Source organism: Aequorivita viscosa (assembly GCF_900106795.1).
Taxonomy (GTDB): domain Bacteria; phylum Bacteroidota; class Bacteroidia; order Flavobacteriales; family Flavobacteriaceae; genus Aequorivita; species Aequorivita viscosa.
Genome location: NZ_FNNS01000006.1, coordinates 63,580 through 80,205, shown reverse-complemented (window position 1 = coordinate 80,205; position 16,626 = coordinate 63,580). Strand labels below are relative to the sequence as shown.

At 37.6% G+C, this 16,626-nt stretch carries 15 protein-coding genes; 10 read left to right on the top strand and 5 right to left on the bottom strand.

The genetic code is table 11. From position 1 onward, the window contains the following. Positions 1-2 precede the first annotated feature (2 nt). The 6 genes from porV (at position 3) to BLW28_RS04870 (ending at position 6,168) form a co-directional block, all read left to right on the top strand. The gene (gene porV / locus BLW28_RS04895; RefSeq protein ID WP_073215866.1) at positions 3-1,217 is read left to right on the top strand and encodes a type IX secretion system outer membrane channel protein PorV; all 1,215 of its coding nucleotides are present in this window, start codon (positions 3-5) and stop codon (positions 1,215-1,217) included. 60 nt (positions 1,218-1,277) lie between these two features. Further along, positions 1,278-1,838, top strand: coding sequence for an outer membrane beta-barrel protein (locus BLW28_RS04890; RefSeq protein ID WP_073215869.1), 561 nt, complete (start codon positions 1,278-1,280; stop codon positions 1,836-1,838). 18 nt (positions 1,839-1,856) lie between these two features. Next, positions 1,857-2,342 (top strand): cytidine deaminase, encoded by a 486-nt coding sequence (gene cdd / locus BLW28_RS04885; protein ID WP_073215872.1) that lies wholly within the window; start codon positions 1,857-1,859, stop codon positions 2,340-2,342. 345 nt (positions 2,343-2,687) lie between these two features. Further along, a complete protein-coding gene (pdhA, locus tag BLW28_RS04880; protein WP_073215874.1) occupies positions 2,688-3,686 on the top strand; it encodes a pyruvate dehydrogenase (acetyl-transferring) E1 component subunit alpha in 999 nt (332 codons plus the stop codon). A 3-nt stretch (positions 3,687-3,689) separates the two neighbouring features. Next, entirely contained in the window at positions 3,690-5,354 is a 1,665-nt protein-coding gene (locus BLW28_RS04875) for a pyruvate dehydrogenase complex dihydrolipoamide acetyltransferase (protein ID WP_073215877.1), read from the top strand. Positions 5,355-5,487: 133 nt separating this feature from the next. Then, positions 5,488-6,168, top strand: a complete 681-nt coding sequence (locus BLW28_RS04870) for an SDR family NAD(P)-dependent oxidoreductase (RefSeq protein ID WP_073215880.1) — start codon at positions 5,488-5,490, stop codon at positions 6,166-6,168. Here the strand turns inward: BLW28_RS04870 and BLW28_RS04865 are convergent. Both BLW28_RS04865 and BLW28_RS04860 read right to left on the bottom strand, forming a co-directional pair. After that, entirely contained in the window at positions 6,158-7,309 is a 1,152-nt protein-coding gene (locus BLW28_RS04865) for a PepSY-associated TM helix domain-containing protein (protein ID WP_073215883.1), read from the bottom strand. The two genes, BLW28_RS04870 and BLW28_RS04865, sit on opposite strands and share 11 nt — an antisense overlap. A 134-nt stretch (positions 7,310-7,443) precedes the next feature. Further along, positions 7,444-9,822: a TonB-dependent receptor gene (locus tag BLW28_RS04860; RefSeq protein ID WP_073215886.1), complete on the bottom strand. Its 2,379-nt coding sequence runs from the start codon at positions 9,820-9,822 to the stop codon at positions 7,444-7,446. Positions 9,823-10,069: 247 nt separating this feature from the next. Between BLW28_RS04860 and BLW28_RS04855 the strand changes: the two genes are divergently transcribed. From BLW28_RS04855 to BLW28_RS04845, 3 genes are all read left to right on the top strand, one after another. Next, positions 10,070-10,666, top strand: coding sequence for a SprT-like domain-containing protein (locus tag BLW28_RS04855; protein ID WP_073215888.1), 597 nt, complete (start codon positions 10,070-10,072; stop codon positions 10,664-10,666). Positions 10,667-10,835: 169 nt separating this feature from the next. Beyond that, positions 10,836-11,918 carry a mannose-1-phosphate guanylyltransferase gene (locus BLW28_RS04850; RefSeq protein WP_073215891.1) on the top strand — a complete coding sequence of 361 codons (1,083 nt, stop codon included), beginning with the start codon at positions 10,836-10,838 and terminating at the stop codon, positions 11,916-11,918. Beyond that, a complete protein-coding gene (locus BLW28_RS04845; RefSeq protein WP_073215894.1) occupies positions 11,919-13,352 on the top strand; it encodes a DUF389 domain-containing protein in 1,434 nt (477 codons plus the stop codon). Here the strand turns inward: BLW28_RS04845 and BLW28_RS04840 are convergent. The 3 genes from BLW28_RS04840 to BLW28_RS04830 form a co-directional block, all read right to left on the bottom strand. Beyond that, positions 13,349-14,113 (bottom strand): ABC transporter ATP-binding protein, encoded by a 765-nt coding sequence (locus BLW28_RS04840; RefSeq protein WP_073215897.1) that lies wholly within the window; start codon positions 14,111-14,113, stop codon positions 13,349-13,351. The two genes, BLW28_RS04845 and BLW28_RS04840, sit on opposite strands and share 4 nt — an antisense overlap. Next, positions 14,113-14,850, bottom strand: coding sequence for an MlaE family ABC transporter permease (locus tag BLW28_RS04835; protein WP_073215899.1), 738 nt, complete (start codon positions 14,848-14,850; stop codon positions 14,113-14,115). Before BLW28_RS04835 ends, BLW28_RS04840 begins: the two co-directional genes overlap by 1 nt. A 180-nt stretch (positions 14,851-15,030) precedes the next feature. Next, the gene (locus BLW28_RS04830) at positions 15,031-16,143 is read right to left on the bottom strand and encodes an alkaline phosphatase (protein WP_073215902.1); all 1,113 of its coding nucleotides are present in this window, start codon (positions 16,141-16,143) and stop codon (positions 15,031-15,033) included. Between the two features lie 143 nt (positions 16,144-16,286). On the opposite strand from BLW28_RS04830, the gene BLW28_RS16045 reads away from it, so the two are divergent. Then, a complete protein-coding gene (locus BLW28_RS16045; protein WP_262481098.1) occupies positions 16,287-16,430 on the top strand; it encodes an ORF6N domain-containing protein in 144 nt (47 codons plus the stop codon). Positions 16,431-16,626 lie beyond the last annotated feature (196 nt).

Sequence of the window (16,626 nt, the reverse complement as noted above, 5' to 3'; positions counted from 1 at the left end):
ATATGAAGAAAGTAATTATACCAATTTTGTTAGGTTTGTTCGCTTTTCAGGCTCATTCACAAGAAACCGTTGTTGTTCCAAACGATACTGACTCTAGAGTTATTACAACAGGTGTACCCTTTGTCCTGATAGCCGCGGACCCTCGTGCAGCTGGTATGGGAGATATTGGAGTAACAACTTCAGCAGATGCCTTTTCACAGCAATGGAACCCAGCAAAATACGCTTTTATTACCTCTAAGCAAGGTGTGGGTATTACCTACACTCCATATTTAAGTAAACTAGTAAACGATATATTTCTAGGAAATTTAACCTACTTTAATCGAATAAGTGAACGAAGTGCAGTTGCTGCTAGTTTCCGTTACTTTAAATTGGGGGAAATTGAATTGCGTGAAACTGCTGATCAAATTCCTTTAATTCAAAGCCCGAATGAAATGACTTTTGATGTTTCATACTCGCTTAGGTTGAGCGAACGTTTCGCTATGGCGGTTGCTGGTAGGTATTTACGTTCAGATTTAAAAATACAATCTCAAGCCGAGGATGCGCACGCTGCTAGTTCATTCGCTGTGGATATTGCAGGATATTATCAAAGTGAAGAAATTGCATACAATGATTTCGACGGACGTTGGAGAATGGGTTTCAATATCTCAAATATTGGCCCAACCTTGAAGTATGACGAAGTAGGACAAGAAAACTTTCTTCCAACCAATTTAGCACTAGGAGGTGGTTTCGATTTTATCCTTGACGAATACAATAAAGTAGGTGTATCTGCCGAAGTGAATAAACTTTTAGTGCCTACTCCTCCAATGTATGGAACTGAATATGTTGTAGGTCCTGACGGAGAACCAGACTTAAGTCAACCTGTAAACAACAATGTCATTTATAAAGGACAAGATCCTAATGTAAGTTTTGTGAAAGGAATGTTTCAATCATTTGGCGATGCGCCAGGTGGTTTTAGTGAAGAAATGAAAGAATTTACTTGGGCATTAGGTGCAGAATACTGGTATCAAGACGTTTTCGCTTTTAGAGGTGGTTATTTTAATGAAAGCGATGAAAAAGGGGGAAGAAAATTTGCTTCCTTTGGAGCTGGATTTAGATATACCGCAATCAATATCGATATCTCGTACCTTTTCGGAATGGGGAAGGCAGTAACACCATTAGACGGAACGCTTCGCTTTGGACTGACTTTCAACTTTGGAGATACGTATGATGAATACTAGCTGTTTAATAACTAATATATGTCTTGTATAAACAAATGTATAATTGCGTCATTATTTTTAATGACGCAATTTTTATTTTCACAAGATTCTAAATTTAGCGTAGAAGCTAATTTCCCTATTGCCGTAGGGAGTGGTTTTTTTGGTGAAGATTTTAGTGGTATTGCGGATATTGGGGTAAAATATAGAATTGTAAATGTTTCAAATATAAATCTGGGAGTCTCGGTTAACGGAAGCTATTTTAAAAAGAAAGTACAGCTTTATCTCCCATCTTATCCTGACGATTTCCAAGACCCGTATGCAGCGGCAGAAATTAATAACTTTACAATATTGCCTAGGGTATTTGCAGAACTGAATATAGAGAGTTTGCCAAAATTCCGACCGTTTATGGGCTTAGGTTATAGTTTCCTAGTATTCAATGCAGCTTCGCACAGCTCTCAAGCTTCAAGTTCGGTTACCTTAAAAGGGCTGAACGGAAATGTTGGGGCTTATTATCTTTTAACGAAAAGTCTTTTTGCACAATTTCAGTATGATTATATTACATTATTTGATGTAAACGTTTTAAGTCCATCTCAAACAACCAATGTTTCAATTATTAAATTAGGTTTGGGAATAATGCTGTAGTCAGCTTAATTTATTTATATGTCGAAAAAAACGAAGATAGAAATCCAATTAGAAATTTTTGAAAGCATTTCAGAGCTTCCAACAAACATTCAAGAATTGATGAAGCGTGCGCAACAAACACGCGACACAGCGTATGCCCCATATTCAAACTTTAGTGTGGGTGCAGCCATTTTATTAGAATCGGGCGAAATTACCGTGGGGAGCAATCAAGAAAATGCTGCATATCCATCTGGTCTGTGTGCCGAGCGAGTAGCTGTTTTTCATTGCGGGGCAGTGTATCCTAATCAAACTATAAAAGCCTTGGCAATTACAGCAAGCTCAATACACCACCAGCTAAATCAACCTATTGGTCCTTGTGGCGCCTGCCGTCAATCACTCAGTGAATACGAACAAAGACAAAATTCACCTATCGCAATCTACTTTATGGGCGAAACGGGCAATATAGTAAAAGTAGCTTCTGTTAAGGATTTACTTCCGTTAGGGTTCGATGCCAAATATTTGTAATTCATCAGAGAAAGCTTTGTAGGGTATTGGGCTCATTGCAAACCGTTCAAATGAAGCTCTCGTTATATTTTCATGGTGGTCATTTTACGCTGTGGTTTTGATGACAGTAAATTGTAGTTAAAACAAGATCGGAAAATATTCCCAACATCTGGTGTTCGCATATTTTCTGTAACGTATTGATTTTCAGATTATATTTTTGAAAGTTACAGCAATTCGTTTTTCAATTTTTCGCTTGTATTTTGTTTTTGTCATTTGAAGAGCGGCATTTGGAATTTCTGCTTATAAAGTGGTACTTTTGTTATCCGTTTAATAAATTTCCCCTGTGGGAAGCCTTATAGTCAATAGATGAAGAAAATAACTAAAAAAACGTACCTAGATTGGTATGAAAACATGCTCTTTTGGCGCAAGTTTGAAGATAAATTGGCGCAAGTGTATATCAATCAGAAAGTGCGGGGATTCCTGCATCTTTATAATGGACAAGAAGCAGTCTTGGCTGGTGCGCTTCACGCCATGGATCTTACTAAAGATAGAATGATTACCGCATATAGAAATCACGTGCAACCTATCGGAATGGGCGAAGACCCTAAAAAAGTAATGGCCGAACTTTACGGAAAAGCAACAGGAACCTCTCAAGGTTTGGGAGGATCTATGCACATTTTCTCTAAAGAACATAGGTTTTATGGGGGTCACGGAATTGTTGGTGGCCAAATTCCGCTAGGAGCTGGGTTGGCGTTTGCAGATAAATATTTTGAACGCGATGCCGTAACCTTAACCTATATGGGCGACGGTGCTGTGCGTCAAGGTGCGCTTCACGAAGCGTTTAACCTTGCAATGCTCTGGAAATTGCCAGTGGTGTTCTGTTGCGAAAACAATGGGTACGCTATGGGAACTTCTGTTGCAAGAACCGCCAACCATACCGACATTTGGAAGCTCGGCTTAGGGTACGAAATGCCGTGTAAGCCTGTAGATGCAATGAAACCAGAAGTAGTGGCCAAAGAAATGGACGAAGCTATCAAGCGTGCGCGCAGAGGTGACGGGCCAACATTCTTAGAATTGCGAACCTATCGTTACCGTGGACATTCTATGAGCGATGCTCAGCATTACAGAACAAAAGAAGAAGTTGCTAAAAAGCAGGAAGAAGATCCTATTACATACGTACTTCATCAGATTTACGAAAACAAATGGGCCACAGAAAAGGAAATAGCAGCAATAGATGATAAGGTAAAGGAGATGGTTGCAGAATGCGAAAAGTTTGCAGAAGATTCTCCATATCCAGATATGAATGTTATGTACGATTCAGTGTACGAACAGGAAGATTATCCGTTTTTAAAACATAAATTATAGGCAATGGCAGAAGTAATTAACATGCCGCGCTTGAGCGACACAATGGAAGAAGGTACGGTGGCAACCTGGCTTAAAAAAGTAGGCGATACCGTAAAAGAAGGCGATATTCTAGCTGAGATTGAAACTGACAAAGCTACTATGGATTTTGAATCCTTTTATGAAGGAACATTGCTTTATATTGGAATAGAAGAAGGCGAAACCGCAAAAGTAGATTCGCTTTTGGCAATTATCGGTGATGAAGATGAAGATATTTCAAAATTGATTGATGGGAAGTCTTCGGAAAATGAAGCTGAAGTTGAAGACGAAGATGAAGACGAAGATGAAGAAGAAAATGATGATAAGAAATCTGAATCAAAAGGCGACGATCAATCATCAAGCGAAGCAGATGTGCCTGAAGGTGTCGAAATTATCACTATGCCTCGGTTAAGTGATACTATGACCGAAGGAACTGTAGCTACTTGGCTTAAAAAAGAAGGCGATAAGGTTGAAGAAGGCGATATTCTTGCCGAAATTGAAACCGATAAGGCTACAATGGAATTCGAATCGTTCTACTCTGGAGTGCTATTGAAAATTGGAATAGGTGAAGGCGAGTCGGCTCCTGTAGATGAAGTTTTAGCAATTATAGGGCCTGAAGGAACAGATGTTTCAAGTATTCTTGACAATCTTAAAGGTGGAAAAAGTGCCGATAAGGCAAAGAAATCTTCGGAAGACTCTTCAAAAGAATCTTCAAAGAAAGAAAAGAAAACTTCGGATAAAAAAGAAACTAAACCTGCAAAACCTGAGAGTTCACAATATAAATCTACTACCACACAAGATTCTGGAGATAGACGCATATTTGCTTCTCCACTTGCCAGAAAAATGGCAGAAGAAAAAGGTATCGATTTACGTTTGGTTCAAGGAAGTGCCGAGAGCGGTAGAATCGTAAAGGCAGATATCGCAAACTATCAGCCTGCAGCTTCCGCACAAGGATATATTCCAGTTGGAACTGAAAGCTTTGAAGAGGTTAAAAACTCGCAAATGCGTAAAACCATTGCGAAGCGACTAAGTGAATCAAAATTCACTGCACCTGAATATTATCTTACTGTTGAACTCGATATGGATCACGCCATTGCAGCTCGCGAGGCGATTAACTCAGATCCAAATGTCAAGATTTCATTTAACGATATGATTGTAAAAGCGTGTGCAATGGCACTTCGCAAACACCCGCAAGTAAACAGTCAGTGGTCGCCAGAAGTAACTAAAATTGCGAACCACATCCATATCGGAGTTGCCGTAGCTGTAGACGAAGGTCTATTAGTTCCTGTTCTTAAATTTGCAGATCAAATGACTTTCTCTCAAATTGGAGCACAAGTAAAAGAACTGGCTGGGAAAGCACGTACTAAAAAAATTACGCCACAAGAAATGGAAGGAAGTACCTTCACAGTTTCAAACCTTGGAATGTTTGGTATTAAGGAATTCACTTCTATTATAAATCAGCCAAACTCGGCTATCTTATCAGTAGGTGCAATTATCCAAAAACCTGTTGTGAAAAATGGGCAAATAGCTGTTGGTAACACTATGACAGTAACCTTAGCCTGCGATCACAGAACAGTTGATGGAGCTACTGGAGCTAAATTCATGCAAACACTAAGACAATATATCGAGAACCCTGTTACGATGTTTGTATAACTATATCTATACCTAACAGGTCTAATAAACCTGTTAGGTATATAGTTTTTTTTGCAAGCTTGTCCGACCGACATAGACTTCAAGGTACCTTACAAGGACTCCGCGACCTTTCGGGTCTCAAAAATCAAATTCAATGAAAAACATAATTATAACGGGAACTTCACGAGGAATAGGATTTGAAATGGCAAAGCTTTTTTCAGAAGCGGGTCATAATGTTTTGGCACTTTCAAGGAATTCGAAACCTATTTTAGCATTAAAACTGAAAAACGTTTCTGCCCTTGAATTTGATATTGCCGATGAATCTGAAATAGTTAAACTTGGCGGATACCTTCAAACTAAAATGAAGGAAGTAGATGTGCTTATAAACAACGCAGGATTTCTAGTAAATAAGCCGTTTTCTAAAATTACTTCCGAAGAGTTTAAACAATGCTATGACGTAAATATATTTGGCCCTGCAACCTTAATGCGAACAGTGGTACCATTTATGAAAAAAGACGGTCACGTTGTAAATATTAGTAGTATGGGAGGCGTACAAGGAAGTGTAAAATTTCCTGGACTTAGTGCGTATAGCAGTAGTAAAGGCGCTATTCTTACCTTAACTGAATTGCTGGCTGAAGAATACAAAGAGACTGGCCCATCCTTCAATGCGTTGGCACTTGGTTCCGTTCAGACTGAAATGCTTGAAGAAGCATTCCCAGGTTTGAAAGCACCTTTGTCTGCAACAGAAATGGCAAAGTATATAGTGGATTTTTCTCTAACAGGGAATAAATTCTACAATGGAAAAATACTTCAGGTTTCTAGTACTACGCCTTAATAAATTTCTTTTTAGGCTTTTTCTTCAACTTATTAAGCCAAATAATCACTCCTGTAATGGGAAGACTTGTGGCAATTAAACAAGAAATAAAGTAAATAGTTTTTGAAAACCACCCAAAGATTGTTCCTATATGAATTGCTTTTATAGACTGTGCAATTTGAACATTTATTGGTTTTTCCGAAAAAAGTTGTTTCGATATAACAGTTCCATCGAGATCTATTTTTAATTCGTCTGTGGCAGTTTGCAAAAAATCTTTATCGTGAAGCTTTTTAATGCTAAATACTTCATTTTCATCTGTTGGAATTTGGAAGATTGTAGTGCCTTTAAATGGTAACTCACGCGCTGTAATTTTTAAAACAGTGTTGTAATCAACCTTGTTTGAATTAGCTGAGATATTGGATTTTATTTTTGGCTCTCCACCGCGACCGCTAAAGACTTCGGTTCCTAAAACTGCGCTACCCGCATCTTTGTACCATTCAAAAGACCAAAATAGTCCTGTAAGTGCCATAATTACTAGAAATATAGCGGTGTAGAATCCCAGCGTGACGTGTAAGTCGTAGTTTATGCGTTTCCATTTTGCGTGCCAGGCTATTTTGAATCCAGGTTTTAGATGCCGCCATTTTAGTTTTTTTAATTTCTTCTTAGGAAACCAAAGCACGATTCCAGAAATTGATAGAATTAAAAATATGATTGTTGAAACTCCAACAATGGGTCTTCCTACTGAAATATCCAGAAGCAACCAACGATGCAGTTTGAACATAGTCATAAAAAAACCATCCAAAACATTAGGTGCTAGTTTAACGTAAGTACCAGTGTATTGATTGGCTAAAAACGTTGTTCCGCGCCGGTCGGTCTTATTTGTTTTTACAGCGAATTTATATGGTTTTGTTTGGTCTGCATCTATGGCAACCCGCATAACTTCTCCTTCAACCGAAAGGGTTTCCGCCATTTCTTCTATTGAAACTACTTCTTGTTTTGGCAAAATAATTGCCTCATCAGCAAAAACACTTTTTATTTCGTTTTCAAAAGTTAGTACGGTACCTGTGAGACAAATTATAAACAAGATAATACCACTTCCTATTCCCAGCCAAAGATGGATGTCATTTATAAACTTGCGCAACGTGTATTTTTTCGGTTTCATTAGCTTGTGTTGTTAACACGAAATCGTTTCACTAATTAAATGATGTACGGCTCAATTCACATCAATATAAATTCGGTTTGAGTTAAGAGGCACGACCTCGGTTGTGCCCCTTAACAATTTGCTAATTTAAACAATTAGAAGTTATAGCGTAAAACTCCTGCAAAGTTGCGTGGATCGGTCTGGTTTATATAGCTAGTACGATAAGCGTTATAGCCAATTGTATCAAATACATTATTAACCAAAACTTGCAAACTCCAATGTTGATTAAAGCGATATTCAGCTTGAAGATTTACCATTGTGTAAGAGTCTACATTAAATGGTTTTTGATTTGGAACAATTCCTTGATGCGTTACAGGTCCCGAAGACCAGTCGTTTATAGGGCGTTCACCTGTAAAGTAAGCTCCTGCGCCAATTGAAAGTCCAGGTATGTACTGTCTGAACGTATAGTTGGCGTATGCATTAAAAGTGTGCTTTGGGGTATTTAAAGGGGCCGAGCCATAAACGTATGATGTGTGATCTTTATATTGCGCATCGATGTATGCGTACCCTCCAATAAGTTCAAGGTTTTCAAACGGACGTCCGGTAAGTTCAACTTCAATCCCCTGCCGCTGGTCGTTCCCGCCTTTAGCATAGTATAAAATGTTTGTCCAGGAATCATCGTAAACAGGGAGGTTAATATTCTTATTATTGATTCTGTAAAGAGTTAAATTAAACCGAAGTCGATCATTGAGCCAGGTTGTTTTAAGTCCCGTTTCAATTTGATCATATCTTTCATTACCTAATTCTTCACCGTTTGCTCCCAATCTTGAGGCTGTTCTAGGGTATGAACTGTTGGTGTAAGAAGCGAATACATTAATGTGTTCAATTGGTGAAATAATAATGCCCCCTAGCGGATTAAAAGCATCGCTTCTAGAGTTTGCTATCTCCAAAATAGTTTCTGTCGTGCTATATCGTGCGCCTAAGAATGTTTTAAGCCAAGTGTTCCAAGATATTACATCTTGAACCACAAATCCTAACGAATTGGTTTTGCCACCATTTGTATTGGGAGCTCCCAAAGTTGGATTGGTAAGTATATGAGTGTTATTTTGAAATACATTGATTGTATCTATAACACCCGCAGTTTGACTGTTTGTGCTATACGTATTTGATCGATAATCAAAACCGACTTGAAAAGTGTGTTTTATAGCACCTGTGTACACATTGTCGCCAATTAAATCGAACTGTAAAACACTGTTTTTATCATTTCTTGTAGAAGTAGCGTAAGTGCGTTGTCGTAGGTTGTATTGAGGCACATCATTAGTAGTAATAACTCCTCGGAGCCCAGCGCCTTTATCGTCTAAATTTAATGAAGAACTATAAAAGGCCCCTTGTAAGGTAAGATTTTCATTCAATTCGCGTTCCATTCGGATGGCATACGTTGTGTTTTCTGTAATAGAACGATCGTTTTCAAAACCTAAAAATTGCGAATGTGGCAAGTCATAAATAGCGTTTACGTCATTTTCACCAAGGTTCACTGTTCCTAAGTCGGGGGTTCTAGAATCGTAATAATGATCCAGCTCTAAAGTGATTTTGGTTTTGTCGTCTACACGCCATTGAATCGAAGGATTGAAGTAAAAACTTTCTTTATCTATCATTGCACGATAGCTATCGGCTCTTTCTAAGGCACCATTCAATCTAAATGCAATATTTTCTTCTTTATTTAAAGGTCCATATACATCAAAAGTTGGACGTATTTCGCCAAAACTCCCGCCACGCAAGCTAATGGAGCCACCTTTGGTGAATTTTGGAGTTTTAGTAACAATGTTTATTACTCCGCCAGGACTTCCTAAATCGGTTGCTACACCTTGGGTAATAGAAGCTGTACCTTTTAAAACCTGAATGTTATCTACACCTTGCATATCGGTTAAAATTCCTACACCCCTAAAATCAGAATGAATTCTAACACCATTTTTCAAAATCGGAATCCCACGAAAACCCCGTGAAGACATACTTTCCCTTTTGTTTCCGTAGGTTGCAAACGTATATACACCTGGAACATTTTTGGTTGCATCAGAAATGCTCAGGGCTCCTTGGTCTTCAATCAATTTGCTAGAAAGAACCGATATGCTTTGTATCTGTTCGTAAGGCTTTAACGGCAATCGAGTAATCGATTCAATTTTATCTGGATGATCATTTCGATTTCCAAAAACTTCTACTTGATCTAATTCGTTGTCGTGTAATAGCTTAAAATTAACATTGTTCAATGAAGGTTCGTTTGGCAAAATGGTAATTGTCATTGCTTTATAACCAACGGCGCTTGCAGTAAGTTTCCATTCGCCAAAAGGAATATTATCAATTATAAAATTTCCATCTGCATCTGCCGCAGCTCCTTTCGAAAGTTCAGAAATATAAACGCTAGCAAAGGCGATAGGAAGGTTATCTATATCGGTAATTTGACCAGAAATTGTAGATTTTTGTTGGGCGAACAGCAAGTGTGCGCATATCATAAAAAATAGAGAAGTGATGAGTTTCATGTGTTATTCTTATTTAGACTTATTACAAACAAGGTGCAAATCTATTCTGAAAATTTGAAGTTTCAAAGACATTTTTGCTTCAATTTTGGGGCGCTTAGATAAGCTGTTGATGATAAATAAGATGGGGTTAAAATTTTGGGTAAAAAAAATTGTGCAATTAGCTTTTAGACCGAAAAAAAGGTAATTGTTTCAATAACTCTAGGTATTTTTGAGATGTTTAGAAATATCTGATTCCTTTAAAATCACTATGACTGAAATTCTTGAGAAGTACATTCCGCAGGCGGCTACAGCAGCTATTTTTGACCTAATTAAAACGCATAAAGTTCATCTTAAAATTGTGAATGAACGTGTTACGCGTCACGGGGATTATCGAAAAATGGCAAATGGACAGCATCAAATTACCGTAAATGCGTCGTTAAATAAATATCGGTTTTTGATAACGTTGGTTCACGAAATTGCACATTTAGAAGCTTTTATGAAATTTGGAAGCAATATTAAACCACACGGTGTAGAATGGAAACGGACTTTTCAAATATTAATGCTGCCTTTTTTGCGTCCTGAGATATTTCCGAGTCAGCTATTACCCTTATTGGCGCGTCATTTCAAAAACCCCAAAGCTTCGAGCGACACCGATGCAACACTTTCCTTAGCTTTAAAGCAGTTCGACCCTGAGAACGATAAAAATTATATCTTTGAAATACCCTATGGTGCTCATTTTAGACTGTACAACGGAAGGGTGTTTAAACGCGGAAGTCAACGAGTAAAACGGTTTGAATGTGTGGAAATCTCCACAGGAAAGGTTTATCTTTTCAATCCGAATGCTGAGGTTGAGTTTTTGAAGTGAGTTTTTGAAGCGAGTTTATATGTTAAAGGTTCTAAAAGTTTATAAGCGAAACCTTAATTGTGAATTGTACTCAAGGAGAAACTCAAAATTTGAAACTTAATTCAAGATAAAAATATAAAGAAATGATTTCTAAACTTTTAAACCGATAAACTCTTAAACCTTTTTAGGAATGAATAAAAATTATTACGCAGTAATTATGGCAGGAGGAATTGGTTCACGGTTTTGGCCTGTGAGTACTCAGGACTTCCCCAAGCAGTTTCACGATATGTTGGGAACTGGACAAACGTTACTTCAAAAAACATTCTCTAGACTCAATAAAATCATCCCTTCAGAAAACATATACATTCTTACAAACGAGCGATATTTAGAGGTTACTTTAAAACAATTACCAAAAATAACCGAAAAGCAGGTTGTTTTAGAACCTGCTATGCGCAACACGGCACCTTGTATTTTGCTTTCGGCTTTAAAAATTCAAAAAGAGAACCCAGAAGCGTTAATGCTTGTTGCACCGAGCGATCACTGGATTGAAGATGAAACATCCTATTCCAATGATGTGCAAACTTGTTTTAACACTGCCCAAAAAGATGGTGTTTTAATGACTTTGGGAATTGCGCCTACTTTTCCAAATACAGGATATGGCTATATTGAAAGTGATAAAAATGAAAATGGTCAAGGTATTGAAAAAGTAAAACAGTTTCGGGAAAAGCCAGAGTATGAAACTGCAAAACAATTCCTTGCAAGTGGAAACTTTATGTGGAATGCTGGAATCTTTATTTGGAGCGCCAAAAGTATTGTGGCTTCTTTTGAGAAGTATTTGCCAGAGATGAACGCTTTATTCTCGAAAGGAATTCCTGTTTTAAACACTTCCGAAGAAAGAGAATTTATAGATGAAAACTATCATAAAGCAGAAAACATCTCAATAGATTACGGTATCTTGGAACGTTCAGATACTGTGTTTGTAAAAAGAGCTACTTTTGATTGGAACGATCTAGGAACGTGGGGAGCACTATATGATAAACTGCCCAAAGACAGTGATAATAATACTGTAGTGAATGCAGATACAGTACTTAAAAAATCAAAAAATAATATGATATTTACTACGGCGAAGAAGCTGGTAGTTTTAGAGGGTTTGGAGAACTATATAGTTGTAGATAAAAACGATGTTTTGCTTGTGTTTCCTATGGAAAAGGATCAAGAAATCAAAGAACTGCTAAAGGATGTTTCAGATAAATTCGGAAATAAATATGTGTAAATGGAGAATTCAGTAGATAATGAAGAGGTGAAAGCTACTCCTAATAGCGCCGAACATGAGAGTGAGAAGCGCAATGTTTGGGGAGCTATTAAAAACTTTTTATGGGAATTATTCGATATTCAATCTGATTCGGATCGTGAGGCTACGATTGAATCGGTTAAAAAGGATATTCCGTTTAAAGGGCACACCGCTTGGATTTTGATTTTCTCCATATTTGTTGCTTCTATTGGACTCAACGTAAGTAGCACCGCAGTAGTAATTGGAGCGATGCTTATTTCTCCACTTATGGGGCCGATTGTTGGTATTGGCCTTGCTGTTGCCATTAATGACGTATTAATGATGCGTCGTTCCCTTATTAACCTTGGAATAATGGTATTTCTGAGTGTAATGACGGCCTTTCTATACTTTAAAATTTCGCCGCTAACTGAGGAAACACCCGAATTATTAGCCAGAACTTACCCAACAATTCTAGACGTTCTTATAGCAATTTTTGGAGGTTTAGGGCTAATTGTAGCAAAAACAAAAAGCGGTACCATAGCAAGTGTAATTTTTGGAGTTGCAATTGCCACTGCCTTAATGCCGCCACTATGTACAGTTGGTTACGGTTTGGCTATCGGGAATGCCTCCTACGCCTTTGGTGCGCTCTATCTGTTTTCTATAAACGCTGTGTTTATTGCACTTGCCACTTTTATTGTTTCCAAAATTCTCCGATTTCCATTGGTGCGTTATGCAAATAGTAAAAGACGCAAAAGAACAGCTCAAATAGCATCTTTGATTGCTATTGCAGTAATGGTGCCTAGTGTTTGGTTATTCGTTAAATTATTAGATCAAGAGCTTTTTGAAGCGAAGGCGAAAGAATTTGTTCGTACTGCAATTAAATATGATGGGGCAGAAGTAGTAAAGTCTACTCAAAACCATAAAACCAAGTACATCGATGTGTATTTAATAGGGCGCCCCGTTCCGCAATCAAAAATATCTGAATGGCATTCACAGCTTAAAGAGACCGAAAAAATGGAGAATACCAAACTTCGTATTTATCAAGGAGCCGATCAGAGCGGGGAAATGGCAGCGAGACTTTCAGGCGAAGTTAAAGCAGGTATTTTGGAAGATCTTTATGTGAAAAATGAAAAACTGATTCACGATAAGGACGAACAGATTCGCTTTTTAGAGGATCAAATAGCATTGGTAAAGGTTAAAAATGTCCCTTTTAAACAATTAAGCGAAGAGATTAAAATTAATTATGATGATCTTGAAAGTTTTGGATACGCCAATAAAATAACCACAAACTTTAAAAAAATTGACACACTGCCTGTTATAACCTTGCGTTGGAAGCCTAATGTTTCGGCTAAACAACGAAATACAAACACCAAGAAAATTGAACAGTGGATGAAACTTAAAATGAAGTTAGATACACTTTTGGTAGAATCGCCCTAAGCTTCTTTGTTTTGAACTTCTCTAATTTTTTTGAATAAATCTGAAGAGTAAACAAAGTTTGTTACATCTTCATGGTCGGTCTTAAAAATTTCTTGATTGGTACCTTGCCAAACTAGCAGGCCTTCCTTTAAAAAGACTACTTTTTCGCCAATTTCCATTACTGAATTCATATCGTGGGTTACAACGATTGTGGTAATGTTATTTTCGTGGGTTATTTCCTGAATTAAATTATCAATAATAGTTGCAGTCTTTGGGTCCAGTCCTGAGTTTGGTTCGTCACAGAAAAGAAATCGTGGTTCGTTTACTATAGCTCGTGCAATTGCTACACGTTTCTGCATTCCTCCAGATATTTCTGCAGGAAATTTTTTGTTTACATTTTCAAGTTTAACACGCTTTAATACTGCATTTACTCTATCCAGATGGTCTGACTTTTTTCTATTAGTAAACATCCGAAGTGGAAACATTACGTTTTCTTCAATATTCATTGAATCGAACAATGCCCCCCCTTGAAACAACATCCCGATTTTTTCACGAAGTTGCCTTTGCTCTTCATCATCCATATCTTGAATGGCTTTGTCTTCATAATAAATTCGGCCCTGTTCTGGTTTAAAAAGACCTAAAAGACATTTTAAAAAAACAGTTTTACCACTTCCACTTTGCCCGATAATAAGATTGGTTTTACCCTTGTCAAATTCGGTATTAATTCCTTTGAGAATTTTCTCATCCCCAAAACTTTTATGTACATTTTCAACTTTTATCATTAGCTTAGTAAGAGTTGGGTAATTATATAGTTTGCAGCGATAATGAGTACACTAGTCCAAACAAACGAATTGGTGCTTGCTTTACCCACTTCGAGTGCTCCACCTTTCATGTAAAACCCCTGCCACGATGGAACAGTTGCTAATATGAATGAGAAGACTAAGGTTTTAAAGAAGGCGTAAAAAAGTTGATACGGAATGAAACCTTCTTGAACTCCAGCTAGAAAATCGGAAGAGCTTACAAAACCACCTTGAACACCAGCAACCCATCCGCCCATAATTCCTAAAAACATGGAAACCACAATTACAAAAGGGTAGAACATTAAAGCTACAATTTTTGGAAAAACTAGGTAGTTTAATGAGTTAATTCCCATTACTTCCAACGCATCTATTTGTTCTGTTACACGCATAGAGCCTATGCTGGAAGTAATAAATGATCCTACTTTCCCTGCCATAATAATAGACATAAAAGTAGGTGCAAACTCTAAAATAACCGATTGTCGCGTAGCAAAACCAATCAAAGTTTTAGGAATAATCGGATTATCCATATTTAGTGCAGTCTGTATTGCTACAACCCCACCTACGAAAAAACTGATAAATGCTACAATAGGTAACGAGGTGATAATGAGGTCGTTGATTTCCTTAAGTATTAAATGCCGAAGCACAGATGTTTTGGTGAAACTGCCAAACACCCTTTTCAACATTAAGAAATAGGAGCCAATATCGTGTAAATACTTCATAAAATGATTGCTCGGGCTAAAGTACTAAATTTAGTTCACTGTTTTTAGATAAAAAAAAGTTAACAACACGCTAAGCGATGAGGTCAAAAATAGTCTTCTTATACTTCTAAATTGTAATAATATCAACTTATAATGAGAATGTTGGCTTTTAATGAAAAAGTTTATTGAGAGTAGGTTTTGCTATTTTCCTATAGCCTCCATCATTTTAAAATATATCTCATTACTTTCATAAATACCATTAAACAAGAATGCGCCTGGACCTTCGGCAAAAACGGGAACCATTGTTCCAGAATGGCCTGTGGTGGAAAATACAGGTTTAATCTTGTTGTAATCCTTTCCATCTGCGGCCAATGTAAAGCCGCCTGTTTCGTGATCTGCGGTAACAATTACTAAGGTTTCGCCATTATGTTTTGCAAAATCCAACGCCACGCCTATGGTTTTATCAAAGTCCAGTAATTCTTCGATCAAATAATCTGCATCGTTGTCGTGGCCGCCCCAATCTATTTGGCTTCCCTCAACCATCAGGAAAAAACCTTTTTCATTTTTGGAGAGTTTTTCCAAAGCCAGTTTGGTGGCATCCGGTAGAAAATCACCACGACCTTCGCTCATTTTGGGCATGCCATTTTCAGCCAAGAGGATGAGTTCCTTTCCTCTTACATTAGTGGTTGGCAACTTATCCGTGATGACGGTGTAGCCAGCCGCGGGCATATCCTCTAAAAGATCCCGCTTGTCTTTTCGGTCATTAAAATATTTAAGTCCACCACCCGCAAAGAAATCAACTCCAGAATTTGGCGCAAACTCAGTGATTTCCTCGTACATTCTTCTGTGCTCTACGTGTGCATAAAAAGAGGCAGGAGTAGCGTGTTGTATTGAGGATGTGGCAACAATACCTGTGCTATAACCATCCTTAGAAAGTTGCTCCACAATGGTTGGTACTGGAATGGTGTCGCGATCCACTCCAATGGCGCCATTATAGGTTTTTACGCCAGTCGAGAAAACCGTTGCTCCTGCAGCCGAATCAGTTATCAATTCAGATCCTGATGAAGTCTTGCTAAGTCCTATAGTTGAAAATCGTTCAAAATTTGGTTTGCCATCTTTGTAATAAATAGCTGCAGAAACTTCACTTAATCCCATGCCATCACCGATAAGTAGGATGATGTTTTTGGGCATCTTTACATTGACCGATGTTTCTGCTGCCGTAACTGTGTTTTCACTTACTTTAACTGAAATACAGGAGGACGTAAGTAGACTAAAAGATAACGCAAATAGAAAGAAAGATACCTTGATTTTCATACTGAAATTTTTATTTGTAAAAATAAGGAATAAGAAGGGTTTGGAGCGGGAAGGATTGGTGAATTGTTGTCCGTTAAATGTAAATGGTGAAATTGTGGGGTCTAATTGAAGATTGTTAAATTTGAGATATTATACCCAATGAAGTGATTAGAAATAAAATTTTTTTGGTTAGAGGTCAGAAAGTTATGTTAGATAAGGATTTAGTGGAGCTTTATGATGTAAAGAACATCCGATTGCGGGAACTGGTAAAAAGAAATTTGTATATCCGCTTTTTGCCATACAAGTAAAAAAGTCTGCGAGTATCTGTGAGATCAGCGGGAACCAAAAATCTGAGAATGTGAAAGATATCCCACAGATTACGGTGATTAATGCAGAATAAAAAAAGTATTTACTATTTGAGACTACATATAAAAGTTGTTATAATGTCACAATTCACAGCATTATGATGTGTTGCGGACAATCAAAAAGAAATAAAGAAAAGTT